Source organism: Pseudomonas sp. WS 5027, assembly GCF_012985695.1.
GTDB classification, from domain to species: Bacteria; Pseudomonadota; Gammaproteobacteria; order Pseudomonadales; family Pseudomonadaceae; genus Aquipseudomonas; species Aquipseudomonas hygromyciniae.
In genome coordinates this window covers 146,474-169,533 of the sequence record NZ_JAAQWU010000001.1, presented here as the reverse complement: position 1 = coordinate 169,533, position 23,060 = coordinate 146,474, and the positions used below count along the sequence as shown (strand labels likewise).

Sequence of the window (23,060 nt, the reverse complement as noted above, 5' to 3'; positions counted from 1 at the left end):
ACTTACCGGTCATCCCTGTGGATCGATTATTTGCCGATTGTAGATCGCCGCTGTTTTTTTGTGCCGACCATCCGGCAATGGGATTTGCCCCCCTTCCCCCGGCACCCTAGAATGCGCCGATGCGCGATGATCTCTCCCTTTTGCTGAACTCCCTCAACGATGCCCAACGCCAGGCCGTAGCAGCCCCCGTTGGCCGTCAGTTGGTCCTGGCCGGTGCTGGCTCCGGTAAAACCCGAGTGCTGGTGCACCGTATCGCCTGGTTGATCCAGGTCGAGAACGCGTCCCCACATTCCATCCTGTCGGTGACCTTCACCAACAAGGCCGCTGCCGAGATGCGCCACCGCATCGAGCAGTTGATGGGCATCAGCCCGGCCGGGATGTGGGTCGGCACCTTCCACGGCCTGGCGCACCGCTTGTTGCGGGCCCACTGGCAGGAAGCGGGCCTGGCCCAGACATTCCAAATTCTCGACAGCGATGACCAGCAACGCCTGGTCAAGCGGGTGATCCGCGAGCTGGGCCTGGATGAACAACGCTGGCCGGTGCGCCAGGCCCAATGGTTTATCAACGGCCAGAAAGACGAAGGCCTGCGCCCGCAACATATACAGGCCAGTGGCGATCTGTTCCTGGCCACCATGCGCAGCATTTATGAAGCCTATGAAGTGGCCTGCCAGCGTGCCGGGGTCATCGACTTCTCCGAACTGCTGCTGCGGGCCCTAGACCTGTGGCGCGATAACCCGGGTTTGCTGGCCCATTACCAGAAGCGCTTTCGGCACATTCTGGTGGACGAGTTCCAGGACACCAACGCCGTGCAGTACGCCTGGTTGCGCCTGCTGGCCAAGGGCGGCGACAGCCTGATGGTGGTGGGTGACGACGATCAGTCGATCTACGGCTGGCGCGGCGCGAAAATCGAGAACATCTACCAGTATTCCGACGACTTCCCGGATGCCGAGACCATTCGCCTGGAGCAGAACTATCGCTCCACGGCGGGCATTCTCAAGGCCGCCAACGCCTTGATCGCCAATAACACCGGGCGCCTGGGCAAGGAATTGTGGACCGATGGCGGCGAAGGCGAGGCGATCAACCTGTACGCGGCCTTCAACGAGCACGACGAAGCGCGCTACGTGGTGGAAACCATTGAAAGCGCCCTGAAAACCGGGCTGGCCCGCAGCGATATCGCCATTCTGTACCGCTCCAACGCCCAGTCGCGGGTGCTCGAAGAGGCCTTGCTGCGCGAGCGTATCCCGTACCGCATCTATGGCGGCCAGCGCTTCTTCGAACGCGCAGAAATCAAGAACGCCATGGCCTACCTGCGTTTGCTGGAAGGGCGCGGCAACGACGCGGCGCTGGAACGGGTGATCAACGTACCGGCACGGGGCATCGGCGAGAAAACCGTCGAGGCGATCCGCGAGCATGCGCGTCACAGCGATGTGTCGATGTGGGAAGCCATGCGCCTGTTGATCGCCAATAAAGGCCTGACAGGCCGCGCTGCCGGGGCGTTGGGTGGGTTTGTGGAGTTGATCGACAACCTCGCCGCCAAGTGCCTGGAAATGCCGCTGCACCTGATGACCCAGACGGTGATCGAGCAGTCCGGCCTGATCGCTTATCACGAAGCGGAAAAAGGCGAGAAAGGCCAGGCCCGGGTAGAAAACCTTGAGGAACTGGTCAGCGCCGCCCGCGCTTTCGAGAACAGCGAGGAGGATGCCGACCTGTCGCCACTGGCGGCGTTCCTCGGCCACGCGTCTCTGGAAGCCGGCGATACCCAGGCCGACGAACACGAAGACAGCGTGCAGTTGATGACGCTGCACAGTGCCAAGGGCCTGGAATTCCCCTACGTGTTCCTGGTGGGCATGGAAGAAGGACTGTTCCCGCACAAGATGAGCCTGGAAGAGCCCGGCCGCCTTGAGGAAGAACGCCGCCTGGCCTACGTTGGCATTACCCGGGCGATGCAGAATCTGGTGATGACCTACGCCGAGACTCGTCGCCTGTATGGCAGCGAGACCTACAACAAGGTGTCGCGTTTCGTACGGGAAGTGCCGAAGGGGCTGATTCAGGAAGTGCGCTTGTCCAATAGCGTCAGCCGACCGTTCGGCGGGGGCCAGCAGCAGAACTCCAGCAGCATGTTTGCCGGTTCGGAAATTCCCGAAACCCCGTTCAGCCTTGGCCAGCAGGTCAGGCATGCGATCTTTGGCGAAGGGGTGATCCTCAACTTCGAAGGCGCCGGGGCCCAGGCCCGGGTGCAGGTGAACTTCGCTGAAGGCAGCAAGTGGCTGATGATGGGTTACGCCAAGCTCGAAGCGGTCTAAAGCCTGCCCTGTGTAGGAGCGCGGGCTTAATCGTCAACGATAACGCGGGCATTCTGAATGAGCGTGGTGTCTTGGGTTTTTTCGCGAGCAAGCTCGCTCCTACACTGTGTAGGAATACCTCCTACGGAGCATTCGGATCAGACCTTACGCAAAAGCCCGAAACATTATGTCGCTAGCCACTGTCAGTACACCTGTGCAACATGGCGCGCGTGCAATCCACAAATGGGAATTCCCTTTATGAAACGTTTTCTTAGCATCGCCATGGCGTTGTGCATCGGCCTGACGATGAGCCTCGACGCCAACGCCAAACGCTTCGGTGGCGGTAAAAGCTCCGGCGCAGCGCCGAGCCACCAGACCAGCCAAATGGCCCCCGCCGCTGGCGGCATGGGCGGAGCGGCAGCCACCGCGGGTGCAGCCGGTGCCGCGGGCGCTGCTGCCAAGGCCGGCGGTGCTTCGCGCTGGTTGGGCCCTCTGGCCGGTATCGCCGCCGGCGGCCTGCTCGCTTCCATGTTCATGGGCGGCGGCTTCCAGGGCATGCAGATCTTCGACATCCTGATCATGGCGGTCATCGCCTTTGTGATCTTCCGCTTTATCGCCGCCCGCCGCCGCAAGCAGCAGGAGCACCTGGCTCCAGCCGGCGCGCCGATGCAGCGTGAAGTGTTCGAGCAAAAGCCTGCCATGGGTTCGATCTTTGGCGGTTCGGCGGCACCTGCTGCTGCCGCTCGTCCGGTAATCAATGCGCCAGCCTGGTTCAACGAAGAACGTTTCGTCGAAGCGGCCCGCAACCACTTCCAGTCCCTGCAGCAACACTGGGACGCCAACGAAATGGACAAGATCGCCGAGTTCGTGACCCCGCAATTGCTGGAGTTCCTCAAGCGCGAACGTGCCGAACTGGGTGACGGCTTCCAGTCGACCTACATCGACGACCTGCGTGTGCAGCTTGAAGGTGTGGATGATCGCGCTGACAAGACCATCGCCACGCTGACCTTCAGCGGTACGTCGAAGACTTCGCGCTTCGACCAGGGCGAAGTGTTCAGCGAAAGCTGGAACATGGAACGTCCACAAGGCGAAAACCAGCCTTGGCTGGTCGCCGGTATCCGCCAGAACGGCTGATCCGCAAAGGCCTACAGCCTGCTGTAACGAACACCCCGGTCTTGTGCAGTGCTTTAAGAAGCCTGCACAGCCGGGGTGTTTTTTTGCCGGCGGAAAAATCGGCATGCTGCGTATTGCCCAGCCGCAAAGCCTGGCTGGATGTGGTCCCCAGCCTGACGGTCAAGTACAACAAGGTCGTCAGCAATGTTGACTGGCTTTATTCCTACGACAAAAACAGCATCAGCCTAAAGCTGGAAAGGCAGTTTTAACCGGCTTCACCGGGTTTTCTATTTCGCGGTTGCACTTATAGCGAGCTACTGTATAAAACGCCCCTATAACCGCGCCATCTAGCATGAGGATCCCGGCCGTGGAAGAAGTTATCGAACAATTGCGTGAAGCCAACGAACCGGTACCGGTTCCTCTGGAACTGCCCGACGAAGACCAGTTGGTGGAAGTCGAAGAACAGCTGTTTATCAACATCCCGTTTGTGTTCAAGGAATTCCTGCTGACCGTCAGCGATGTGGTGTATGGCAGCCTGGAGCCTGTGACCATCACCGACCCCCAGTCCCACACTTATCTGCCGGAAGTCGCAGCCAATGCCTGGGATATGGGCGTGCCTCGCGAGCTGATCCCGATTTGCCAGGACGGTGACGATTACTACTGCGTTGAAGAAGACGGCACGGTGGTGCTGTGGTCCGGCGAAGAAGAGCTGGTCACCGAAGAGTCCTGGGAATCGGTGTGGCACTGGGCGCGGGATGTGTGGCTGGAAAGCTGATGTCACAAAACCTGCGGATTGCCCGGATACCCTTGTAGGAGCCGGCAAGCCCGCTCCTACAGTGAATCGTTCGGCAAATGATCGGGGTCAGTGCTCCGGCGTGTCCTTGTGGTTATCCAGGGTCTCCAACAAGGCCACTTGCATGCGCGTATGTATCCGGATGAACCAGCGCCAGAGCACTGCGGCCACCGCAGCCGTGACCACGGCAATCAACACCAGCAGCTTGTTGGTCGGCAGGATACTGGCCGACAGGGCCGCCAATAGCAGGAAGATCACCAGCAGCGAGAGGATCGGGATCAGTTCGGCAATCACCCGTCGCACGCGCTGGGTATGACGCCCGGCCATTTCCGGCTTCACGCTCATCTCCGCCAGCAACATCGACAGCGCCTTGAGCTTGCGATACGCGGCGATCAAAAATGGCAGCGACAGCAACAACGCACCGCCCCAGATCAATGCCTTCTGCCAACTCGGATCACTGATCCAGCCTTCCAGATACCCACCAATACGTGCCGCGAAGAAACTGCCGGTAAAGAAAATCGCCACCACCAGCGCCAGGTTCACCCCTACCTGCAGGATGATCTTGCGGATCATCGACGCCAGCATCGCGCCCTCGCCTTGGGGCGAAATACTGCGCAGCCATTCGCCATACATGCCAAAAACCCGGCTCAGGCGCTGCGGCATCACCGCCGCGATCTTCAATGACAACGGGTCGGCGCCACGGATCAGGTACGGCGTCAGCAGCGTGGTAATCGCGGAAACCGCCACCGCCACCGGGTAAAGAAAGTCGCTGGTGACCTGCAAGGTCATCCCAAGCGCCGCAATGATGAAAGAAAATTCGCCAATTTGTGACAGGCCCATCCCGACCCGCAACGAAGTCCGGCCGTCATTGCCGCCGATAAACGCGCCAAGGCCACAGGACAGCATCTTGCCCAGCACCACGGCTACGGTAATGACCGCAATCGGCCAGGCGTATTGCAGCAGGATCTGCGGGTCGATCATCAAGCCGATCGCCACGAAGAAAATCGCGCTGAACATGTCGCGAACCGGCTCGATCAGACGCTCGATTTTCAGCAACTGCCGGGATTCGGCCATGATCGCGCCGATCAGGAAGGCGCCCAGTACCATGCTGTATTCGAGCTTGACCACCAGCAGGCAAAAACCAAAACACAGGCCCAGGACGGTGATCAACAGCATCTCGTTGCTTTCGAATTTGGCCACGTAGGCCAGCAGCCGAGGCACCAGCAGAATGCCGATCACCAGGGCCACGATCATGAACAGCGAGAGCTTGCCCACCGTGGAAAACACCTCGCCGGAACTGACCGTGCCGCTGACGGCGATGCTCGACAACAAGGCGATGATGCCGATGCCCAGAATGTCTTCGACGATCAGCACGCCAAAGATCAGTTGGGCAAAGCGCTGGTTTTTCATCTTCAGGTCGTTGAGCGCCTTGACGATGATGGTGGTTGAGGAAATTGCCAGGATCGCGCCGAGGAAGAGTGAGTCCATGGTGTTCCAGTCGAACCATTGACCAATTTCGTAGCCAATCCAGATCATCAGGATGATTTCGAGGAAGGCCGCGATAAACGCCGTGGCGCCGACCTTGAACAGCTTGCGAAGGCTGAACTCCAGGCCCAGGCAGAACATCAGGAAGATCACCCCCAACTCGGCCAGGGTCTTGATGGTGTCTTCATCGTGGATCAGGCCAAACGGCGGCGTGTGCGGGCCAATGATGAAGCCGGCGACGATGTACCCCAGGACGACCGGCTGCTTGAGACGATGGAACAGGATAGTTACCACCCCTGCCACGAGCATGATCACGGCCAAGTCCTGGATAAAGCTGATGGCGTGCATGGCGAGGGGCTCCTTGAAGGTACTGCCACTGTCCCGATTTCCACGCGGCCGCTACCACGGCGCGCAATGTGCGGAAGGAAAAGTCGGCCTTAATCGTAAGAAATGCCCTTGAAATGGGCTTTTCCAAGGGTAACACCGCGACTTCCGGCAGAAAGCCGGTGCAATATATGGAAACAGATCGTCTTGGGCGTGACGGCAAACCCCGTCCCGGCGTCCCGTAAGGGATGGCGCTGTAATGAATCCAGCATCCGCAGAGGTGCCCCCCAACCAATGCCTACAACCGTGAGTGTGCTATGGAACCCGGAAACGCCCAGCTGTCGATGACGGTATTGATGACCCCTGACATGGCCAACTTCTCAGGTAATGTCCACGGTGGCACCCTGCTCAAGTACCTCGACGAAGTGGCCTACGCCTGCGCCAGCCGTTATGCCGGCCGCTATGTAGTCACGCTGTCGGTGGACCAGGTGATTTTTCGCGAGCCGATCCATGTCGGCGAACTGGTGACGTTCCTGGCCTCGGTCAACTACACCGGCAACACCTCGATGGAAGTGGGGATCAAGGTTGTCACCGAAAACATCCGCGAGCGTTCGGTACGCCATACCAACAGTTGCTTCTTCACCATGGTCGCGGTCGACGACGACCGCAAACCGGCCGCCGTTCCCGCGTTGCAACCACAGAACAGTGAAGACAAGCGTCGGTTTATCCAGGGCAAACAGCGCCGGCAGATTCGCCAGGAGCTGGAGAAGCGCTACCAAGAGATCAAGGCCGACGTGTAAACCCAATCAAAATGTGGGAGCGGGCTTGCTCGCGAAGACGGTGTACCAGTCAGCACATGTATTGACTGATACACCGTCTTCGCGAGCAAGCCCGCTCCCACATTGGGTTGGTGGTGTTAGAGGCTGATCGGCGTGGCTTCGAAACGTACGCGCGGATGGGCGATGCGGTCCTGGGCCCGCACCAGTTCCAACTCGTAACTGGCGCACGCTTGGGTTTCCAGCAGGACTTCGTGCACAGCCGCCGCGGTGAACTCAAAGGCCGCCAGCAGGCTGTCGCCCAGCAGCACCCGCGCCAGGAACAACCCTGAGGTCAAGTCGCCCACTCCCACCGGCTGGCGCGGGAATGCCAGCAGCGGTCGACGCAGGTGCCAACTGCCTTCGGCAGTCACCAGCAGCATCTCGAAACCGTCCGCCAACTTGCCCGGGTAATCCAGGTGCTTGACCAGGACCGCTTTGGGTCCTCGCGCCAGCAGGGCTCGCGCCATCCCCAGGCAATCGAACAGCGACTGCGGTTTACGCCCGGAGAAACTGTCCAGCTCCAATTGGTTGGGGCACAGGAAGTCAGCCATAGACACCGCTTCGTCCAGCAAAAAATCACTGACTTCCTGGGGCACGATGCAGCCTTTTTCCGGATGGCCCATCACCGGGTCACACAGATACAGCGCCTTGGGGTTGATCGCCTTGATGCGTGCCACACCGGTCAGGATCGCCCGGCCCTGGGCGGCGCTGCCCAGGTAGCCGGACAGCACTGCATCGCAGTTGCCCAGTTCGCCAATCGCCGCGATCCCCTCTACCAGAGCTGGAATTTGCTGCGGCGCCAACACTTCTCCCGCCCACTGGCCATACTGGGTATGGTTGGAGAACTGTACGGTGTTGAGCGGCCAGACATTCACCCCGACCCGCTGCATGGGAAACACGGCAGCGCTGTTGCCGGCATGGCCAAAGACCACATGGGACTGGATCGCAAGCAGATGAGGCGTACGTTTCATGCAGGGGACTTCCGTAAAACCGTTAAATTCTGGCCGCGCAGTATGCGACTAAAAGCAGCCTGTACGACAGACCGGAGACACAGTTAAGCTGGCCTTACTTCGTTGGAGCAAATCGCATGCTGACCCTGGGAAATATTTTTGTGCTGATGCTGCTGGCGGCGGCTGCCGCCTGGGTGTGGCACAACCACGGCCTGCGCGAGCGCGCGCTGGAGAGGGTCAAACAGCATTGCGCCAAGCTCGATATCGAACTGCTCGACGGCGCCGTGGCCTTGAAACGCATCGGTTTCGTCAAGGACGCCAATGGCCGTCGACGTTTGGCACGGGTCTACAACTTCGAGTTCACCGTGACCGGCGAAGCCCGCCATCCCGGCACCATCACCCAGTTTGGTGCCCACAGTGCGCAGATCGAACTGGCGCCCTACCCGTTTGAAATAAAGACGCCACCGCCCAGTGCCGAAGTGATTGAACTGAGCCAGTGGCGCCAGGAGCACAGCAAGACCCGTCACTGACGGCAGTTGGCCAAGGCTGTTTGCAGCCTGACCGCATCCTGGGGCTCACTGAAAATCAACTCGATACGCGAGTCCCGGCGCCATTCGCTGGGCTGCCAGGCGAGGGTGGAGTTATCCACAGCGTTGGCCGAGACCCAGCCGCCGGCACTGTGGATAACCAATTTGGCGCGCTGCCAGCCCAGGCTCTCCAGCCATTGCCGGACTTTGCAGGTGTCGAACTGCTGGCTCGGATGCCAGCGCCAACCGATGCTCCACGCACCCGCCTGGGCCTGGTGCAGGCAAATCGGTACGCAGGGATCGTTCCACACAGCCTGGATCTGCCCCAGCCCCTTGGGTGTCTCGAAGTTATCCACAGCCATCCCCGCCTGAGCATCAAGCCCCGGCAGCCGGGCCAATGGCAGCTGCGCCTGTCGGGTCCAGAAAATCTCGCAAGCCGGCAGCGACCTTTCAATCTCACCGCGTTGTGCGGCATCCAACCCTTCATCCTTGTTCAGCACCAGCAGCCCGGCACTGGCCAGGGCTTCACGCTGGGACTCGGGCAATGACCTGCCCGCCGCCAAAGCCTGGGCGTCGAGTACCAGCACACAAGGCTGGACGGCCAGCACGGTTTGCCAGGGCACCTGGCGCAACTGCGCAAGCAATTGCGCCGGATGGCCAAGCCCCGAGGGCTCGATAAACAGCCGGTCAGGCTTGGCCTTACGCAACAATCGACCCAGGCCTACCTGGAACGGCGCGCCATTCACGCAACACAAGCAGCCGCCGGCCACCTCACCGAGGGCGATGCCGTCGTCATCCTGGGTCAGCAGTGCGGCATCCAGGCCAATCTGCCCGAACTCATTGATCAACACCGCCCAGCGTTCGTGGGGCGGACGCTGGGCGAGCAGGTGCTTGATCAGGCTGGTCTTGCCCGCGCCCAATGGCCCGGCAATTACATGGGTGGGAATATTTTGCAGCATGCTGGGCATCATTCTGACCGTGTAGAGAGCCTTGATCCTACCCGGTTATGCCAGCCAATCCAGCGTCAGAATCAGCCGTCGCTCATTGGCGGCCAACGCCGGCGAGCGATGAATCAAGCCGTAGCCTTCATTGCCACGCCACTTTTCGCCCTTGAGCAGGGCGACTTCACCACAGTGGATCTGCTCGATGTGCTCACTGGGTTGCGCATCTGCCTGGCTCAACTGGCGACGGTCCATTACCCCTTCGCGCAGCCACTGACTACCGATGCCGGCATAGGTTGTGATCAAGCGCACTGGCACATGATCGACATGAAAACGCGGGCACATGGCCTTGTCCAGCAGCCTCAGCCGCACGCCAATGCGCTTGGCCCCCAACAGACAGGCAAAGGCGCTGACCAGCCATGCCACATCGGCGATAAACCCGTCGTAACCTTCAAGATCACGACAGCCTGCGGCCAGGCCCAGCAAGTTGGGCTCAGCCTCTTCGCTGTCCAACTCCACCACCAGCGATTCAGCAAGCGGCTCGTTCAGCGAGACCAGCAAGGCGCCAAACTCGGCGATATGCAGTGGCAACTGGCGCTGCCACAGCGCCAGGTTCACACCATTGTCGAGGATGTCGGCCAGCGCCAGCGGGGTTTGCCCACGGGTCTGGCGAATGACCGGACGCAGTTGAATCACAGGTGCCAGCATCAGGCGGCTGCCTCCTCGTACCAAGGGCCAAAAGGATCGACCAGCAGGCGCCAACCTTCGACGCCCAGAGCCATTTCATCGTCGGTCAGCAGGCACCCATCCAGTTCGGTGCGCAGTTGCGCAAAATCGATGTTCTGCCCGATAAACACCAGTTCCTGGCGGCAGTCGCCGGTGCTCAGTTGCCAGTTACCCATGATCGCCGCGACGCTTTCCTGGTCTTCGGGCCATTGGCTCTTGGGCACAAAACGCCACCAGCGACCGGCAAAACCATGGCGCATCAGGCCACCGGCCTGGGACCAACTGCCGGCGTCGCGGTGCTTGCTGGCCAGCCAGAAAAAACCTTTGGAGCGCAGCAGCTTACCGTTGGTCCACGGGCGGTCGATAAAGTCGTAAAAGCGCTGGGGATGGAATGGCCGGCGCGCCCGATAAGTCGTCGAGGCGATGCCATATTCCTCCGTCTCCGGCACATGTTCGCCACGCAACTCCTGCAACCAGCCAGGCGCCTGGGCCGCGCGCTCGAAGTCAAAACGCCCGGTATTGAGGATCTCGACCAGCGGCACCTCGCCCATCACCATGGGAATGATGCGTGCCTGGGCATTCAGGCGTTCCAGGATCGCCACCAGTTCTTCACGTTCGTGGCTGCTGATCAGATCGATCTTGCTGATAAGGATGACGTCGGCAAACTCGATCTGTTCGATCAGCAGGTCGGTGATGGAGCGCTCATCGTCCTCGCCCAGGGTTTCGCCCCGGGACGCCAGGCTTTCAGCGGCCTGGTAATCGAGCAGGAAGTTCATGCCGTCGACCACGGTGACCATGGTGTCGAGCCGTGCGATATCCGCCAGGCTCTGACCATTTTCATCGCGAAAGGTGAAGGTTTCGGCCACCGGCAGCGGCTCGGAAATGCCGGTGGATTCGATCAGCAGGTAATCGAATCGCCCTTCCTTGGCGAGCTTTCCTACTTCGACCAGCAAATCTTCGCGCAAGGTGCAGCAGATGCAGCCGTTGCTCATCTCCACCAGTTTTTCTTCGGCGCGATTGAGGCTGACGTCGCGCTGGACTGCAGCCCCGTCAATGTTGATTTCGCTCATATCGTTGACGATCACCGCCACCCGCAGGTTTTCGCGGTTGCGCAGGACGTAATTGAGCAGCGTGCTTTTACCGGCGCCGAGAAATCCGGACAGCACGGTAACGGGTAGTCGGTCGGTCATCAGGTGTTCCTCATCAGGTTGGCCAGTCAAATCGCCCGTTGATGGCGTTCGCGCAGCTCTTCACGTTCTTTGGCTTCGATACACAGGGTGGCCGTGGGCCGCAGCAACAGGCGCTTGAGGCCAATCGGCTCGCCCGTCTCGCGGCACCAGCCGTATTCACCACGAGCGAGGTGCTCAAGGGCTTCGTCGATCTTGTCCAGCAGCTTCTTTTCTCGCTCCAGCAGGCGTAGTTGCCACTGGCGCTGTTCTTCGGCGGCGCCGACATCGGCCGGATCGCTATTGGGCTCCTGCTCGCGCAGCACCATGAACTCGGCATCGATGCGCGTTTGCAGGTCAGAGCGCTGGGCCAACAACAGCTCACGGAAAAAGGCTTGCTGGGCCTCATTCATGTAATCAGCGGGCGGCTGGGCGAGCAGGTCTTGTTCAGTCATGAGGGAGGTTCACGGGTCAGTCTGTTTTATGATGTTATAGTATAACAACACAAATAAGCCAATCCCGCTTATCCGTTACGACGAAGGGCGCAATCCTTGAGCCCGTCCATGTCCCGAGAAGCCTTATGAGATACCTGTTGTGCGGCGTGTTGCTGCTGGTGGCGAGTCAGGCCAGCGCCCAAGTGCCGAGCCAGTTGGCCACCTGCACCCGCAGCGCCACCCTGCTGGCCTGCGTCGATGCCCAGGGCAACGCCTACAGTGTCGCGACCGCCGGCAACACCACGTATTTGCGCGGGTTCGAGGTAGTCGGCAAACGCTACTGGGCGCAGACCAACAGCCGCTATGGCCAGTTGACGTTCTTTACCGGGCTGGCCTCCGACGGCGAGGCGTGGGTTGGCTATACGCGGCGGGTGGGTTGGACCACCATCAACCGGTTTTCCAGCTCCGGCGGCTCCAGCGCCAAGTTCACTTGCAGCCGGATCAGTGGTTGCTAGGCCTAGCCTTTGTGCCGCTCCTGGGCCCAGGCCATATAGCTGTTGATCGAAAAATAATCGTCGAGTGAATTGTTATACTATAACATGCTGATTTATCACCAACGATGGACCTGCTTATGAATGCGCTGACTCTGCCGGATATCGCCGCGCAGGCTTCTCGCCAAGCCTTGCCACTCGACTGGGTTGGCATGTGCGGTATTGCCCTGCCCATCCTGCTCGACGGCACGCGTTTGAGCGCCACGGCTGATGCAGGGGTGAGCCTGGACGACGGCGAGGCGCGCGGCATTCATATGTCGCGGTTGTACCTGGCGCTGGAAATGCTGGAGCAACAAGACCTGCAACCAGCACTGCTGCGTCAGGTACTGCAGCGTTTCCTCGACAGCCATGAAGGCTTATCGCACAGCGCGTACCTGCGGATTCATACCGACTTGCTGCTTAAACGTCCTGCGCTGGTCAGCCCACTAGCCGGCTGGAAGAGCTATCCGGTGAGCATCGAAGCGCGCCTGGAAAAGCAGATGTTCCACGTGGAACTAAAAATTGACGTTACTTACTCCTCAACTTGCCCATGCTCGGCTGCCCTCGCCAGGCAGTTGATTCAGCAGCAATTTATCAATGACTTTGCCACTACAACGCTGCAACACGAAGACGTGCTGGCCTGGCTTGGCAGCGCCAAAGGTATCGTTGCCACGCCACACAGCCAGCGCAGCAGTGCGCAGTTACGGGTGCATTTACAGCCTGGCCAACCAACGCTGCCGCTGACTGATTTGATCGACCGCGCCGAAGCAGCCCTCGGCACCGCCGTACAGACCGCCGTCAAACGTGCCGATGAGCAAGCCTTCGCCTTGGCCAACGGGCAGAACCTGATGTTCTGTGAAGACGCCGCCCGCCGCCTGAACCTGGCGCTGCAATGCTCGGACGCCGTGCAAGCCTTTCAACTCAAAGTCATCCACGCCGAAAGCCTGCACGCACACGATGCCGTGGCCGAAAGCCGCTGGGCGAGGGCCATCGCGTGATCCGCTGTAACGCCTTGCGCTGGGGCGCCCCAGGCCAACCGCTGACGCCGGCCATTGATATCGAACTGGGCAAAGGCAGCCTGACCGCTGTTATCGGCGCTAACGGGTCGGGTAAAAGCAGTTTGTTGAAAGTCATCGCCGGCCTGCAAAAGCCCCTGGCCGGCAAAGTCACCCTGGATGTTCCGCGGCGCGGCGGCCTGTCATACCTGGCGCAACAGCAACACCTGGACCGACAATTCCCCATCAGCCTGCAAGAGCTGGTAGCCGCCGGCCTATGGGGCACAAAGCACTCCCCGCAGCAACGCAGCCAGCGCCTGCAAACGGCGTTGGAAGACTGGTGTCTCACCGGCCTTGAGCAGCGCCCCTTGATGGCCCTGTCCGGTGGCGAACTGCAACGCGCCCTTCTCACCCGCCTCAGCCTGGCCCAAGCACCGGTGTTGTTGCTGGATGAACCCCATGCCGCACTGGATGAACAAGGCCAGGCACTGCTGTGGAAACATATCCACGCCTGGCATGCCGAAGGCCGCACCTTAGTAGTGGTCTGCCATGACTTGGCCGCTGTACGCCAACATCTGCCGCAGGCACTGCACATCCATAGCAGCGGCTGCGTGCTCGCACCCAGCACACAGCTGATCCTGCAACAACCACAGATGCAGGTCGCCTGATGCACCTCGCCGCCCAACTGTGGATGCCCTTCAACGACTTCGTGTTTATGCGCCGCGCCCTGCTCGGTGGCCTGCTGCTGGCCTGTAGCACCGCGCCGCTGGGGGTGTTCCTGATCCTGCGGCGTATGAGCCTGATCGGCGATGCGGTGGCCCACGGCATCCTGCCGGGCGCCGCACTGGGCTTCTGGTTTGCCGGCCTGAGCCTGCCAGCACTGACCCTTGGAGGCCTCGGCGCCGGCTTGGGCATGGCCGGCCTCGCCGCGTGGATCACCCGTCGCACCGGCCTGCGCGAAGACGCCAGCCTGGCTGCGATTTACCCGATTTCCCTGGCCGCCGGTGTGCTGATCCTCGGCCTTGCCGGCAAGCGCCTGGACCTGCTGCACCTGCTGTTCGGCTCGGCGCTGGCGGTAGACGGCCCGACATTGACCGGCATGCTGTGGGTGTCCAGCTTCAGCCTGATCGCCATGGCACTGATCTACAGGTTGCTGGTGCTGGACACCCTCGACCCACTGTTCTTGCAAACCGTCAGCCGCCTTGGGCCTTTGGCCCACGGCGTGTTCTTGACCTTGGTAGTGCTGAACCTGGTGATTGGTTTCCAGGCCATCGGCGCCTTGATGGTGGTCGGCCTGATGATGTTGCCCGCGGCAGCGTCACGCTTCTGGAGCCGGCGGCTGCCGATGTTGATTGCCGTCTCGGCCATGCTGGGATGCCTGTCGGTATGGATCGGCCTGTTGCTGTCGTTCTACTACTCGCTGCCCAGCGGCCCGGCAATTGTGCTGGTAGCTGGCGGCTTGTACCTGCTGTCCGTGGTGTTGGGGCCGGTACATGGCTTGCTGCGCCGCCCGCCCTTGCTTACATCCCAATGAGGTCTTTTCCGATGCGCGCTCTACTCGTGCTGTTCAGCGTCTTGCTGCCGCTGTCGTTCGCAACCGCCCAGGACAAGCTCCAGGTGGTCACCAGCTTCAGCATTCTCGCCGACATCACCCAGCAGGTCGGCGGGGAGCATATCCAGCTCAGCAATATGGTCGGCCCCGACGCCGATGCCCATACCTACGAGCCGTCCCCGGATGATGCCAAGGCGCTGCTCAAGGCCCGTGTCATCATCAAGAACGGCCTGGGCTTCGAGCCATGGCTGGATCGCCTGATTACCAGTACCCAGACCCAGGCCACAGTGGTCAACGCCAGCAAAGGCGTGATCGCTCGCACGCTGGAGGAAGGCGGCGATAAGATCCCCGATCCCCATGCCTGGCATAACCTGGCCAACGCCGAAATCTACGTCAGCAACATCACCCAGGCATTGATCACCGCCGACCCGGCCAACAAGGCCGACTATCAACACAACAGCCAGGCGTACCTGCAAAAAATCTACCGCCTGCTAGCCGAAGCCAAGGCCAAGTTTGCCGCGCTGCCTGCGGGCAATCGACGTATCGTCACCTCCCATGACGCCTTCGGCTACCTGGGCCAGGCCTACGGTATCGACTTCATGGCGCCCCAGGGTTTATCCACCGAGCGCGACCCATCGGCGGCCGAAGTCGCCACGCTGATCACCCAGATCCGCCAGGCCCACGTCAAAGCGGTGTTTATGGAAAACATCAAGGACGCACGCCTGCTCAAGCAGATTGCCGAGGAAAGCGGCGCCCATATCGGTGGCACGTTGTACTCCGATGCACTGGCTGCCAAAGGCCCGGCCAGCACATTCACCGGATTGTTTGAATACAACCTCAACACTTTGTACGACGCCTTGGGCACCCCATGACACTGTCGATGCTCGAGTTGGAAGCCGCGCCCATAGGCAGCCGCTTCCCCCTGGCCCAAGTACTGGATGCCTTACCGTGGAACCGCGACGGCCTGATCGCGGCCATCGCCCAGCAACACCGCAGCGGCGAGGTTTTGATGCTGGCCTGGATGAACCGCCAGGCCCTCGACGAAACCCTCGCCAGTGGCCGTGTCTGCTACTGGTCACGCTCGCGCCAGCGATTGTGGCGCAAAGGCGAAAGCTCAGGACACATCCAACAGTTGATCGAAGCGCGCCTGGATTGCGATGGCGATGCCGTACTCCTGATCGTCGATCAACAAGGCCCGGCCTGCCACACCGGGCGCCCGACCTGCTTCTACAACGCGATTGAACACGACCAGGTGCATATCCTCACCGCGCCCCTCAAGGAGCCTGCAGCATGATCCGCAAGAACCCTTCCGGCGATCTGCCGGTCATTGCCGAGTCGGCCTACGTCGATAAAACCGCAATCATCTGCGGCAAAGTGATCATCGGCGAAAACGTATTTGTCGGCCCCTATGCGGTGATCCGCGCCGATGAAGTCGACGCCACCGGGGATATGGACCCGATCACCATCGGCGCCAATTCCAATATCCAGGACGGTGTGGTGATCCACTCCAAATCCGGCGCGGCGGTGACCATCGGCGAATTCACTTCCATTGCCCACCGCTCGATTGTCCACGGCCCCTGCACTGTCGGCGACCGGGTGTTTATCGGCTTTAACAGCGTGCTGTTCAACTGCGTGGTCGGCGACGGCTGTGTAGTACGGCACAACTCGGTGGTCGATGGCCGTGATTTGCCCGCTGCGTTCTATGTGCCATCCACCACACGCATTGGGCCCAACACCGACTTGTCGCAGTTCCCGCCAGTGAGCGTCAGCGCCTCGGAGTTTTCCGAAGACGTGGCGCGCACCAATGTCGACCTGGTGCGCGGCTATAAAGCCCTGCAAAACGAGTTCTGAACATGAGCCGCTTGCTGATCCGCAACGCCCGCCTGGTAAATGAAGGCCGGGAATTCGACGCCGACTTGCTGGTCGCCAACGGCCGTATCGAGAAAATCGCCAACAGTATCCAGGGGCAAACGGCTGACACCGAGATCGATGCCCAAGGCCAATGGCTGCTGCCGGGCATGATCGACGACCAAGTGCACTTTCGCGAACCCGGCGCCCCGGACAAAGGCAGTTTCTACAGCGAGTCTCGCGCGGCGGTGGCCGGTGGCATCACCAGTTTCATGGACATGCCCAACACCCAGCCCGCGACCCTGACCCTGGAAGCACTGGCAGACAAGAAACGCCGCGCGGCGCTGCACTCGGTGGCCAACTATGGGTTTCACTTTGGCGTCAGCAACGACAACCTCGACACCGTGGCGGCCCTCGATCCCCGGCAGGTCGCCGGGGTCAAGGTGTTCATGGGTGCCTCCACCGGCAATATGCTGGTGGATGATCCAAGGATTCTGGAGCGCCTGTTTGCCGAGGTACCGACGATTCTCCTGGCACACTGCGAGCACACGCCCAGCATCCAGGCCAACGAACAACGGCTGCGCGATCGCTTCGGCGAGCAGATCCCCGCGGTGGCCCACCCGCTGATCCGCGACGCCCAAGCGTGTTATCGCTCCTCATCCCTGGCCGTGGAACTGGCGCGCCGCCATGACACGCGTCTGCATGTGCTGCACCTGACCAGTGCCCGGGAACTGTCGTTGTTCGAAGACAAGCCGCTGGCCGAAAAACGCATCACCGCCGAAGTGTGCCTGCATCACCTGCTGTTCGATGATCGTGACTACGCGCGCCTGGGCCATCAGATCAAATGCAACCCGGCGATCAAGACCCGCGCCGACCGGGATGCCCTGCGCCTGGCATTGCTGAGTGATCGGCTGGATGTGATCGGCACCGACCACGCACCGCATACCTGGGAGCAAAAACAGCGGCCGTACCGTGAGGCGCCGGCGGGGTTGCCCCTGGTGCAGCATGCGCTGCCAGCCTTGCTGGAGTTGGTGGCTGACGGGCTGTTGCCATTGACTGTGCTGGTGGCGAAAACCAGCCATCGCGTGGCCGACCTGTTCGCCATTCCTGACCGGGGTTATCTGCGCGAGGGCTACTGGGCCGACCTGGTGCTGATCAAACCCGAGCCAGAAGGCAAGCCGGTAAGCAGCCAGCCGATCCTCGCACGTTGCGGCTGGACGCCATTTGCCGAGCGCAGCTTTCGCCACAGTGTCACTACCACATTGGTATCAGGGCATTTGGCCTGGCATGACGGTCAGGTGATCAACAGTTGCCAGGGATTGCCCCTGCACTTTTTGCGCTGACCCGAATGTGTAGGAGCCGGCAAGCCGGCTCCTACAGGGGGCTTCAGGCGCGAGGTTTTACCGTGCCGCAGTCGCTGCCCAACCATTGGGCCTGAGTATCGAGACTGCCGTTCTGCTGGATACCGGTGGCGTTGAAGGTGCCGTTGACCGAGGTGGTGAATGCCTTCTGGCTCTGGAAGGTGGCCACGCCAGTGCCTTGGGCTTTGGGGCAACTGAAACGGAATTTCCACTGGTTGCCGGTCTTGTCGGTCACCTCTTGCTTGCAACCCGATTGTGGGTCGGTCAGCGGGATGGCGTCGGAGGCCACCTGGGCCGGCGTCAGGCACACCTGCACGCCTTTGCCGGCCATGGTAATGCCTTGTTTTTCCAGCATGGCGCGCTGTTCCGGAGTCATCTGTTGCTTCAGTTGACCGAGGATCAACGACAAATCCGGCAGGTTCTGGTTATCGACTTTCATGTTGCTGGTGGTCAGTTCCCACAAACCCGGCACCAACATCTGCGCCTGCGCCGCCACCGGCAGCGTCAAACCAACAACCATGGCCAAACCAAGCAGACGAGCATTCATCAGGTAACTCCTGGGTAATTGTCGGCGTTAGACGTCGCAAAGCGGTCGGCGTTGCACGCTCAATAAAATAGCGACAATCGCTGCCGAACATGGTCTGTTACGCATTGGATTGTCAGGAGTCATGTTGTCCATGGATTTCTTCGGCCCGCACTTGCTCGGCTACTTCATCGCCACCCTGCATTTTCTCGGCTCCCTCGCGGCCCTGCACGCGGTGCTGACCGTTCGCACCGCCCAAGGCTCGATTGCCTGGGCGCTGTCGCTGATGTTCATGCCTTACCTGACGCTGATCCCCTACCTGATCTTTGGCCGCAGCAGCTTCGATGCCTATATCCAGGCCCGTCGCCAAGCCAACCAGGAAATGCACAAGGCAATTACCGAGCTCAACTGGCGCCCCTGGGTCGAAGAAGCCCTGGCCGCGCGCAACTCCCATGCCTATGCCTCCCTGCGTGCCATGCCCAAGCTGGGACGCATGCCGTGCCTGGCCAATAACCAAGTGCAGTTACTGGTCAATGGCGACGCAACCTTCAGCGCTATCTTCGACGCCATTCGCGCTGCCAAGACGGCCGTGCTGGTGCAGTTCTTCATCATTCATGACGATGAACTCGGGCGCCAGCTGCATAGCCTGCTCAAGGCCAAGGCCGCCGAAGGCGTGGCCATCTACGTGCTGTATGACCGCATCGGCAGCCACTCCCTGCCCCACCGTTATGTGCAATCGCTGCGCGACGCCGGGGTGCAGATCAAGGCGTTTGCCACCCGCAGCGGCTGGTTCAATCGCTTCCAGGTGAATTTCCGCAACCATCGCAAAATTGTCGTGGTCGATGGCCTGACCGGTTTCGTCGGCGGGCATAACGTCGGCGACGAATACATGGGTAAGAAACCCCCGCTCGCCCCCTGGCGCGACACCCATGTGCAAGTCAGCGGCCCAGTGGTGGCCTGCCTGCAGGAGTCGTTTGCCGAAGACTGGTTCTGGGCCGCGCGTGAGCTGCCGCCGCTGATCCTGCCCGACACCTATGCCGATGACGGCGTACTCTGCCAATTGCTGGCCAGCGGCCCGGCGGACCCGTATGAAACCTGCTCGCTGTTTTTCGTTGAAGCCATTCATGCGGCGACTGAGCGGGTGTGGATCACCAGCCCGTATTTCATCCCCGACGAAGCGGTATTTGCGGCGCTGCGCCTGGCAGTGTTACGTGGCGTGGACGTGCGTCTGCTGCTGCCGTCACGCCCCGACCATCGCATTGTCTACGCCGCATCCAGCCTGTACGCGATTGAAGCGGTCCGCGCCGGGGTCCGGGTGTTCCGCTACAAGCCGGGTTTTTTGCATCAGAAAGTGGTGCTGGTAGACGGCGAAATCAGTGCCATCGGCAGTGCGAACCTGGATAACCGTTCGTTCCGCCTCAACTTTGAAGTGATGTTGCTGACGGTCGATGCAGCCTTCGCCAGCGAAGTGGAACACATGCTGCTGGACGACTTTGCCCAGGCCCACGAAACCAGCCAGGAAGAAAGCCAGCAGACCCGCCGCCTGCAGCAATTGGGCATGCGGGTGGCGCGGCTGATTTCCCCGATCCTTTAGCCAACACCAAACCAAATGTGGGAGGCCCCACTACCTCTTCGACGTAGCGCTGTCGCGCATCAAACTGGATACCCTGTGGCGAGCGGGCTTGCCCGCGATGCAGACTCCGCGTTCTTTCAGTTAACGCGCGGTGATGCAATCGCAGGCAAGCCAGCTCCCACACAAGCTCAGATCCCACATTTAGTCTTTCAGAGGGGGCAACAGTCTCAGCGGTACAGATCCTCCCGCGTCCACGGCAACTCATGACTGCCATCGGCATGGGGTTTGACCGCCAGGATCTGGTGCAGGTTGATCCAGCCCCGGGCAAACGCATACGCGCAACCTGCCAGGTACAGGCGCCAGATGCGCAATGCCTGGGCCGGAACCATTTTCGCTGCCGCCTCCAGGTTGTCTTCCAGGCGCTCGCTCCAGTGATCCAGGGTGCGCGCGTAATGCAGGCGCAGGCTTTCCACGTCGACCACTTCCAGGCCGACTTCGCTGATTTCAGCGCTGATCATCACCAGGTGCGGCAGTTCGCCATTGGGGAACACGTAACGCTCGATAAAATCCCCCGCGCCACGCCCCACCGGGCGGCCATCGGTATGTTTGGCGGTGATGCCATGGTTGAGCACCAGGCCACCTTCGCGCACGGCGCCGAACAGGGTCTGGCAGTACTGCGCCAGGTTGGCGTGGCCGACGTGTTCGAACATGCCGACGCTGACCACTTTGTCGAACCGCCCGTCCTGGGGCAGGTCGCGGTAGTCGAGCAACGCCAACTCCACCTGGTCCTCCAGGCCCTCGGCGAGCACCCGCTCCCTGGCCAATTCCAGTTGTTCCTTGCTCAGGGTGATACCGAACACCTTGACCCCAAACTCACGCGCCGCGTAACGCGCCAGCCCACCCCAGCCGCAACCGACATCCAGCAGGTACTCCCCAGGCTGCAGGCGTAGCTTGCGGCACAGGTGGCGGAATTTGTCTTGTTGGGCCTGGTCGAGGGATTCACTGCCGGTCTCGAAGTAACCGCAGGAATAGGCCATGTCACGGTCCAGCCACAGCTGGTAGAACTCGTTCGACAGGTCGTAGTGGTAGGAAATCGCGGCGGCATCCGTGGCCTTGTCGTGGATAGAGCGCACCGGTCCGGCATGCTCATCGTCCTCGACCAGGGCGTGGCTCAGTTCGTCACACACCCGGATTACATCGCTGATGGAGCCTTCCAGCTCCAGTTTGCCTTCGACGAAGGCAGCGCCCAGGGAATCGAGCGTGGGATGGGTCAGTTGCGTCACCATCACCGGGTCCTTGACCACGATAGTGACGCTGGGCTCCGGGCCCAGGTTGAACTCATGGCCATCCCAGAGTCGCAGACGCAGCGGTAGCTGAAGATTCTGTAAGGCCGGTGGAAGTTGCGCGAGCATGAGTAGTCCCCCCTTGTTTCAGACGTCTGAAATGAGGGTAGACCATCCACAAAAAAGTAGCTGGCTATCGATTTAATAGCCGCTTTTTATGGTGCCCGACGTTGCAGCAAACCGTCTTGAACCCACTGTTTCAACCACGTGACAGCTTGCAGCGGCGCGCCCTCTTGGTAAGTGACTGCCAATTCGGCGCACAGTTCTGAAAAAGTCCATCCCTGGTCGGCCATCCCGGCCAACGCGTACGCCTCGGCAGGCTCCAGGCTGCGGTAGCGACATACCTGCTGGTCACGCCAGATCAGGCATACCTCGGCCTGCTGCAACGCCAGGCTGCCGGGAAACGCAGCCTGCGCCTTGACCGCACGCCAGATCTGCAGACTGTTGAAGCGGCACAACACCTGCTGCACCGCCGGTCCCCACTCGACCTGCAACAACGGCCAGGCCTCGGGAGCCAGCCGAGCCATGTCTTCCAGGACCAGCGGCTGGCCCGCAGGCGCATCAAACGCCAGGGTGAAGGCCCATTCCAGGCGCGCCAGCTCGGCCAACGGTGCACTTTGTGCGGCGACCAGATACTCGCCGATAAAACCTTCAAACCGCTGCCCCAGCCAGCGCAAACTGAAATGCGCCGAGGGATAACGCTGTACATAAGCGGCCACCAGCCCGGCAAATTCATCATCCCCCAGCCAATGCCACACGGCCGGGAAATCCCCCTGCATCACTTCCAGCAAACGGGCCCGATAGGCGTTGTGGTAGATCGCAAGGCCAGTGTCGATGTCCAGCGTCGGGCCACCAATCAAGGTGCTGGCAAAGCCGCTGTCGTCGGCGTCTGCCAATAGATGCCGTTCAAACGCCAGTTGCCAATCGATCAGGCGCATAGCGACCTCCGGGCCAAAGCGCCAGCCCCCAGCTCACGGGCCTTGGCCAATTCGTCGAGTAGCTCGGCAAACGGCGGGAAATGATCATCGCGCTCCAGCAACGTCGCCACCGGCCCCAAGTGCTCCAGGGTCTGTTGAAACAACTGCCACACCGGATCGCATACCGGATGGTCATGGGTATCGACCACATAGTCGCCGTAGTCCATATGCCCGGCCAAATGCAGCTGGCGGATGCTGTGCGGCGGCAGGTTGCGGATAAAGGTCCAGGCATCGAAACCGTGATTGCGCGAGCTGACATACACGTTGTTGATGTCCAGCAGCAGTTCGCAACCACTGAGGTGGCTCAAGGCGTTGAGAAATTCCCACTCGGTAAAGTCATCGGCCTTTGAGCGCACGTAGCTGGAGACATTTTCCAGCACCAGCGGCCGCTGCAGAACCTCCTGCACCTGCAGCACGCGGCCAGCGACGTGGTAGAGGCTTTCCTCGGTGTAGGGCAGCGGCAACAAGTCATGCAGTTGATGGGCGTTGCCACGGCTCCAGCACAGGTGATCGGAGACCCACGCCGGTTTGACCCGGTCGGCCAATTGCTTGAGTTGCTTGAGGTAGTCCATATCGAGGGCATGGGGCCCGCCGATGGACAGGGACACGCCATGCATCACCAACGGATAGCGCTCGGCGATGGCGTCCAGGTAGTACAAGGCTTTGCCGCCCTGGACCAGATAATTCTCGGAGACGATTTCGAACCAGTCCACCTGCGGCGACTGCTCGATGATCTGCTGATAGTAATTGCTGCGTAACCCCAGGCCGTAGCCCAGGCAAGGAACCGATACCGACATGA

The 23,060-nt window shown here is 60.8% G+C and carries 25 protein-coding genes; 15 read left to right on the top strand and 10 right to left on the bottom strand.

From position 1 onward, the window contains the following. Positions 1-119 precede the first annotated feature (119 nt). The 4 genes from uvrD to HBO09_RS00815 all read left to right on the top strand — a co-directional run bounded on the left by uvrD (position 120) and on the right by HBO09_RS00815 (position 4,170). Entirely contained in the window at positions 120-2,303 is a 2,184-nt protein-coding gene (gene uvrD, locus HBO09_RS00830; RefSeq protein WP_169990897.1) for a DNA helicase II, read from the top strand. Between the two features lie 237 nt (positions 2,304-2,540). Beyond that, entirely contained in the window at positions 2,541-3,416 is an 876-nt protein-coding gene (locus HBO09_RS00825) for a Tim44 domain-containing protein (RefSeq protein WP_169990895.1), read from the top strand. Next, on the top strand, positions 3,383-3,664 hold the full coding sequence (locus tag HBO09_RS00820; protein ID WP_262381151.1) for a surface lipoprotein assembly modifier: 282 nt from the start codon (positions 3,383-3,385) through the stop codon (positions 3,662-3,664). The genes HBO09_RS00825 and HBO09_RS00820 overlap by 34 nt, the downstream gene beginning before the upstream one ends. A gap of 98 nt (positions 3,665-3,762) precedes the next feature. After that, the gene (locus HBO09_RS00815; protein ID WP_169990893.1) at positions 3,763-4,170 is read left to right on the top strand and encodes an SMI1/KNR4 family protein; all 408 of its coding nucleotides are present in this window, start codon (positions 3,763-3,765) and stop codon (positions 4,168-4,170) included. Between the two features lie 87 nt (positions 4,171-4,257). Here HBO09_RS00815 and HBO09_RS00810 read toward each other — a convergent pair whose 3' ends face one another. Continuing rightward, positions 4,258-6,021 carry a cation:proton antiporter gene (locus HBO09_RS00810; RefSeq protein WP_169990891.1) on the bottom strand — a complete coding sequence of 588 codons (1,764 nt, stop codon included), beginning with the start codon at positions 6,019-6,021 and terminating at the stop codon, positions 4,258-4,260. A gap of 293 nt (positions 6,022-6,314) precedes the next feature. Here HBO09_RS00810 and HBO09_RS00805 point away from each other — a divergent pair, with 293 nt between their 5' ends. Next, on the top strand, positions 6,315-6,797 hold the full coding sequence (locus HBO09_RS00805) for an acyl-CoA thioesterase (RefSeq protein ID WP_029290061.1): 483 nt from the start codon (positions 6,315-6,317) through the stop codon (positions 6,795-6,797). Positions 6,798-6,913: 116 nt separating this feature from the next. Here HBO09_RS00805 and pdxY read toward each other — a convergent pair whose 3' ends face one another. Next, the gene (gene pdxY, locus HBO09_RS00800; RefSeq protein WP_169990889.1) at positions 6,914-7,786 is read right to left on the bottom strand and encodes a pyridoxal kinase PdxY; all 873 of its coding nucleotides are present in this window, start codon (positions 7,784-7,786) and stop codon (positions 6,914-6,916) included. A gap of 116 nt (positions 7,787-7,902) precedes the next feature. On the opposite strand from pdxY, the gene HBO09_RS00795 reads away from it, so the two are divergent. Further along, the gene (locus HBO09_RS00795) at positions 7,903-8,295 is read left to right on the top strand and encodes a DUF3301 domain-containing protein (RefSeq protein WP_029290064.1); all 393 of its coding nucleotides are present in this window, start codon (positions 7,903-7,905) and stop codon (positions 8,293-8,295) included. On the opposite strand, the gene HBO09_RS00790 is transcribed toward HBO09_RS00795, so the two are convergent. The 4 genes from HBO09_RS00790 to dksA are packed head-to-tail and all read right to left on the bottom strand — an operon-like array spanning position 8,289 to position 11,580. Continuing rightward, the gene (locus HBO09_RS00790; protein ID WP_169990887.1) at positions 8,289-9,251 is read right to left on the bottom strand and encodes a CobW family GTP-binding protein; all 963 of its coding nucleotides are present in this window, start codon (positions 9,249-9,251) and stop codon (positions 8,289-8,291) included. The genes HBO09_RS00795 and HBO09_RS00790 overlap by 7 nt on opposite strands. A gap of 45 nt (positions 9,252-9,296) precedes the next feature. Further along, a complete protein-coding gene (locus tag HBO09_RS00785; protein WP_169990884.1) occupies positions 9,297-9,941 on the bottom strand; it encodes a DUF1826 domain-containing protein in 645 nt (214 codons plus the stop codon). Continuing rightward, a complete protein-coding gene (zigA, locus tag HBO09_RS00780) occupies positions 9,941-11,149 on the bottom strand; it encodes a zinc metallochaperone GTPase ZigA (RefSeq protein ID WP_169990882.1) in 1,209 nt (402 codons plus the stop codon). The genes HBO09_RS00785 and zigA overlap by 1 nt, the downstream gene beginning before the upstream one ends. Positions 11,150-11,175: 26 nt before the next feature. Beyond that, the gene (gene dksA, locus HBO09_RS00775; protein ID WP_169990880.1) at positions 11,176-11,580 is read right to left on the bottom strand and encodes an RNA polymerase-binding protein DksA; all 405 of its coding nucleotides are present in this window, start codon (positions 11,578-11,580) and stop codon (positions 11,176-11,178) included. A 125-nt stretch (positions 11,581-11,705) separates the two neighbouring features. Between dksA and HBO09_RS00770 the strand changes: the two genes are divergently transcribed. From HBO09_RS00770 to HBO09_RS00735, 8 genes are all read left to right on the top strand, one after another. Then, complete coding sequence (locus tag HBO09_RS00770) at positions 11,706-12,074, top strand: glutamine synthetase (protein WP_169990878.1); 369 nt, start codon at positions 11,706-11,708, stop codon at positions 12,072-12,074. Positions 12,075-12,190: 116 nt separating this feature from the next. Next, on the top strand, positions 12,191-13,087 hold the full coding sequence (folE2, locus tag HBO09_RS00765; RefSeq protein WP_169990876.1) for a GTP cyclohydrolase FolE2: 897 nt from the start codon (positions 12,191-12,193) through the stop codon (positions 13,085-13,087). After that, complete coding sequence (locus tag HBO09_RS00760) at positions 13,084-13,752, top strand: ATP-binding cassette domain-containing protein (RefSeq protein WP_169990874.1); 669 nt, start codon at positions 13,084-13,086, stop codon at positions 13,750-13,752. Before folE2 ends, HBO09_RS00760 begins: the two co-directional genes overlap by 4 nt. Continuing rightward, complete coding sequence (locus HBO09_RS00755) at positions 13,752-14,618, top strand: metal ABC transporter permease (RefSeq protein WP_169990872.1); 867 nt, start codon at positions 13,752-13,754, stop codon at positions 14,616-14,618. Before HBO09_RS00760 ends, HBO09_RS00755 begins: the two co-directional genes overlap by 1 nt. Positions 14,619-14,629: 11 nt before the next feature. Continuing rightward, entirely contained in the window at positions 14,630-15,508 is an 879-nt protein-coding gene (locus HBO09_RS00750) for a metal ABC transporter substrate-binding protein (protein WP_169990870.1), read from the top strand. Further along, the gene (hisI, locus tag HBO09_RS00745) at positions 15,505-15,930 is read left to right on the top strand and encodes a phosphoribosyl-AMP cyclohydrolase (RefSeq protein ID WP_169990867.1); all 426 of its coding nucleotides are present in this window, start codon (positions 15,505-15,507) and stop codon (positions 15,928-15,930) included. Before HBO09_RS00750 ends, hisI begins: the two co-directional genes overlap by 4 nt. Then, positions 15,927-16,487 (top strand): DapH/DapD/GlmU-related protein, encoded by a 561-nt coding sequence (locus HBO09_RS00740; protein ID WP_029290088.1) that lies wholly within the window; start codon positions 15,927-15,929, stop codon positions 16,485-16,487. Before hisI ends, HBO09_RS00740 begins: the two co-directional genes overlap by 4 nt. A gap of 2 nt (positions 16,488-16,489) precedes the next feature. Next, positions 16,490-17,827 carry a dihydroorotase gene (locus HBO09_RS00735; protein ID WP_169990865.1) on the top strand — a complete coding sequence of 446 codons (1,338 nt, stop codon included), beginning with the start codon at positions 16,490-16,492 and terminating at the stop codon, positions 17,825-17,827. Positions 17,828-17,870: 43 nt separating this feature from the next. Here the strand turns inward: HBO09_RS00735 and HBO09_RS00730 are convergent, their stop codons facing one another. Then, positions 17,871-18,392, bottom strand: a complete 522-nt coding sequence (locus HBO09_RS00730; RefSeq protein ID WP_169990863.1) for a DUF3617 domain-containing protein — start codon at positions 18,390-18,392, stop codon at positions 17,871-17,873. A gap of 130 nt (positions 18,393-18,522) precedes the next feature. Here HBO09_RS00730 and cls point away from each other — a divergent pair, with 130 nt between their 5' ends. Continuing rightward, on the top strand, positions 18,523-19,962 hold the full coding sequence (gene cls, locus HBO09_RS00725) for a cardiolipin synthase (protein ID WP_169990861.1): 1,440 nt from the start codon (positions 18,523-18,525) through the stop codon (positions 19,960-19,962). 206 nt (positions 19,963-20,168) lie between these two features. Here cls and cfaB read toward each other — a convergent pair whose 3' ends face one another. The 3 genes from cfaB to HBO09_RS00710 form a co-directional block, all read right to left on the bottom strand. Beyond that, the gene (gene cfaB, locus HBO09_RS00720; RefSeq protein ID WP_169990859.1) at positions 20,169-21,353 is read right to left on the bottom strand and encodes a C17 cyclopropane fatty acid synthase CfaB; all 1,185 of its coding nucleotides are present in this window, start codon (positions 21,351-21,353) and stop codon (positions 20,169-20,171) included. A gap of 86 nt (positions 21,354-21,439) precedes the next feature. Then, positions 21,440-22,222: a DNA-binding domain-containing protein gene (locus HBO09_RS00715; RefSeq protein WP_169990857.1), complete on the bottom strand. Its 783-nt coding sequence runs from the start codon at positions 22,220-22,222 to the stop codon at positions 21,440-21,442. Further along, positions 22,213-23,058 carry a DUF692 domain-containing protein gene (locus tag HBO09_RS00710; protein WP_169990855.1) on the bottom strand — a complete coding sequence of 282 codons (846 nt, stop codon included), beginning with the start codon at positions 23,056-23,058 and terminating at the stop codon, positions 22,213-22,215. Before HBO09_RS00710 ends, HBO09_RS00715 begins: the two co-directional genes overlap by 10 nt. Positions 23,059-23,060: the final 2 nt, after the last annotated feature.

What these genes read in the sequence shown, in the direction of transcription:
- HBO09_RS00810 (WP_169990891.1), bottom strand. Translation starts at nt 6,021, where the DNA reads ATGCACGCCATCAGCTTTATCCAGGACTTGGCCGTGATCATGCTCGTG.
- cfaB (WP_169990859.1), bottom strand. Translation starts at nt 21,353, where the DNA reads ATGCTCGCGCAACTTCCACCGGCCTTACAGAATCTTCAGCTACCGCTG.
- uvrD (WP_169990897.1), top strand. Translation starts at nt 120, where the DNA reads ATGCGCGATGATCTCTCCCTTTTGCTGAACTCCCTCAACGATGCCCAA.
- HBO09_RS00740 (WP_029290088.1), top strand. Translation starts at nt 15,927, where the DNA reads ATGATCCGCAAGAACCCTTCCGGCGATCTGCCGGTCATTGCCGAGTCG.
- cls (WP_169990861.1), top strand. Translation starts at nt 18,523, where the DNA reads ATGGATTTCTTCGGCCCGCACTTGCTCGGCTACTTCATCGCCACCCTG.
- dksA (WP_169990880.1), bottom strand. Translation starts at nt 11,580, where the DNA reads ATGACTGAACAAGACCTGCTCGCCCAGCCGCCCGCTGATTACATGAAT.
- HBO09_RS00795 (WP_029290064.1), top strand. Translation starts at nt 7,903, where the DNA reads ATGCTGACCCTGGGAAATATTTTTGTGCTGATGCTGCTGGCGGCGGCT.
- HBO09_RS00805 (WP_029290061.1), top strand. Translation starts at nt 6,315, where the DNA reads ATGGAACCCGGAAACGCCCAGCTGTCGATGACGGTATTGATGACCCCT.
- HBO09_RS00790 (WP_169990887.1), bottom strand. Translation starts at nt 9,251, where the DNA reads ATGCTGCAAAATATTCCCACCCATGTAATTGCCGGGCCATTGGGCGCG.
- HBO09_RS00710 (WP_169990855.1), bottom strand. Translation starts at nt 23,058, where the DNA reads ATGTCGGTATCGGTTCCTTGCCTGGGCTACGGCCTGGGGTTACGCAGC.
- HBO09_RS00735 (WP_169990865.1), top strand. Translation starts at nt 16,490, where the DNA reads ATGAGCCGCTTGCTGATCCGCAACGCCCGCCTGGTAAATGAAGGCCGG.
- HBO09_RS00755 (WP_169990872.1), top strand. Translation starts at nt 13,752, where the DNA reads ATGCACCTCGCCGCCCAACTGTGGATGCCCTTCAACGACTTCGTGTTT.
- HBO09_RS00785 (WP_169990884.1), bottom strand. Translation starts at nt 9,941, where the DNA reads ATGCTGGCACCTGTGATTCAACTGCGTCCGGTCATTCGCCAGACCCGT.
- HBO09_RS00750 (WP_169990870.1), top strand. Translation starts at nt 14,630, where the DNA reads ATGCGCGCTCTACTCGTGCTGTTCAGCGTCTTGCTGCCGCTGTCGTTC.
- hisI (WP_169990867.1), top strand. Translation starts at nt 15,505, where the DNA reads ATGACACTGTCGATGCTCGAGTTGGAAGCCGCGCCCATAGGCAGCCGC.
- pdxY (WP_169990889.1), bottom strand. Translation starts at nt 7,786, where the DNA reads ATGAAACGTACGCCTCATCTGCTTGCGATCCAGTCCCATGTGGTCTTT.
- HBO09_RS00770 (WP_169990878.1), top strand. Translation starts at nt 11,706, where the DNA reads ATGAGATACCTGTTGTGCGGCGTGTTGCTGCTGGTGGCGAGTCAGGCC.
- HBO09_RS00715 (WP_169990857.1), bottom strand. Translation starts at nt 22,222, where the DNA reads ATGCGCCTGATCGATTGGCAACTGGCGTTTGAACGGCATCTATTGGCA.
- zigA (WP_169990882.1), bottom strand. Translation starts at nt 11,149, where the DNA reads ATGACCGACCGACTACCCGTTACCGTGCTGTCCGGATTTCTCGGCGCC.
- HBO09_RS00825 (WP_169990895.1), top strand. Translation starts at nt 2,541, where the DNA reads ATGAAACGTTTTCTTAGCATCGCCATGGCGTTGTGCATCGGCCTGACG.
- folE2 (WP_169990876.1), top strand. Translation starts at nt 12,191, where the DNA reads ATGAATGCGCTGACTCTGCCGGATATCGCCGCGCAGGCTTCTCGCCAA.
- HBO09_RS00730 (WP_169990863.1), bottom strand. Translation starts at nt 18,392, where the DNA reads ATGAATGCTCGTCTGCTTGGTTTGGCCATGGTTGTTGGTTTGACGCTG.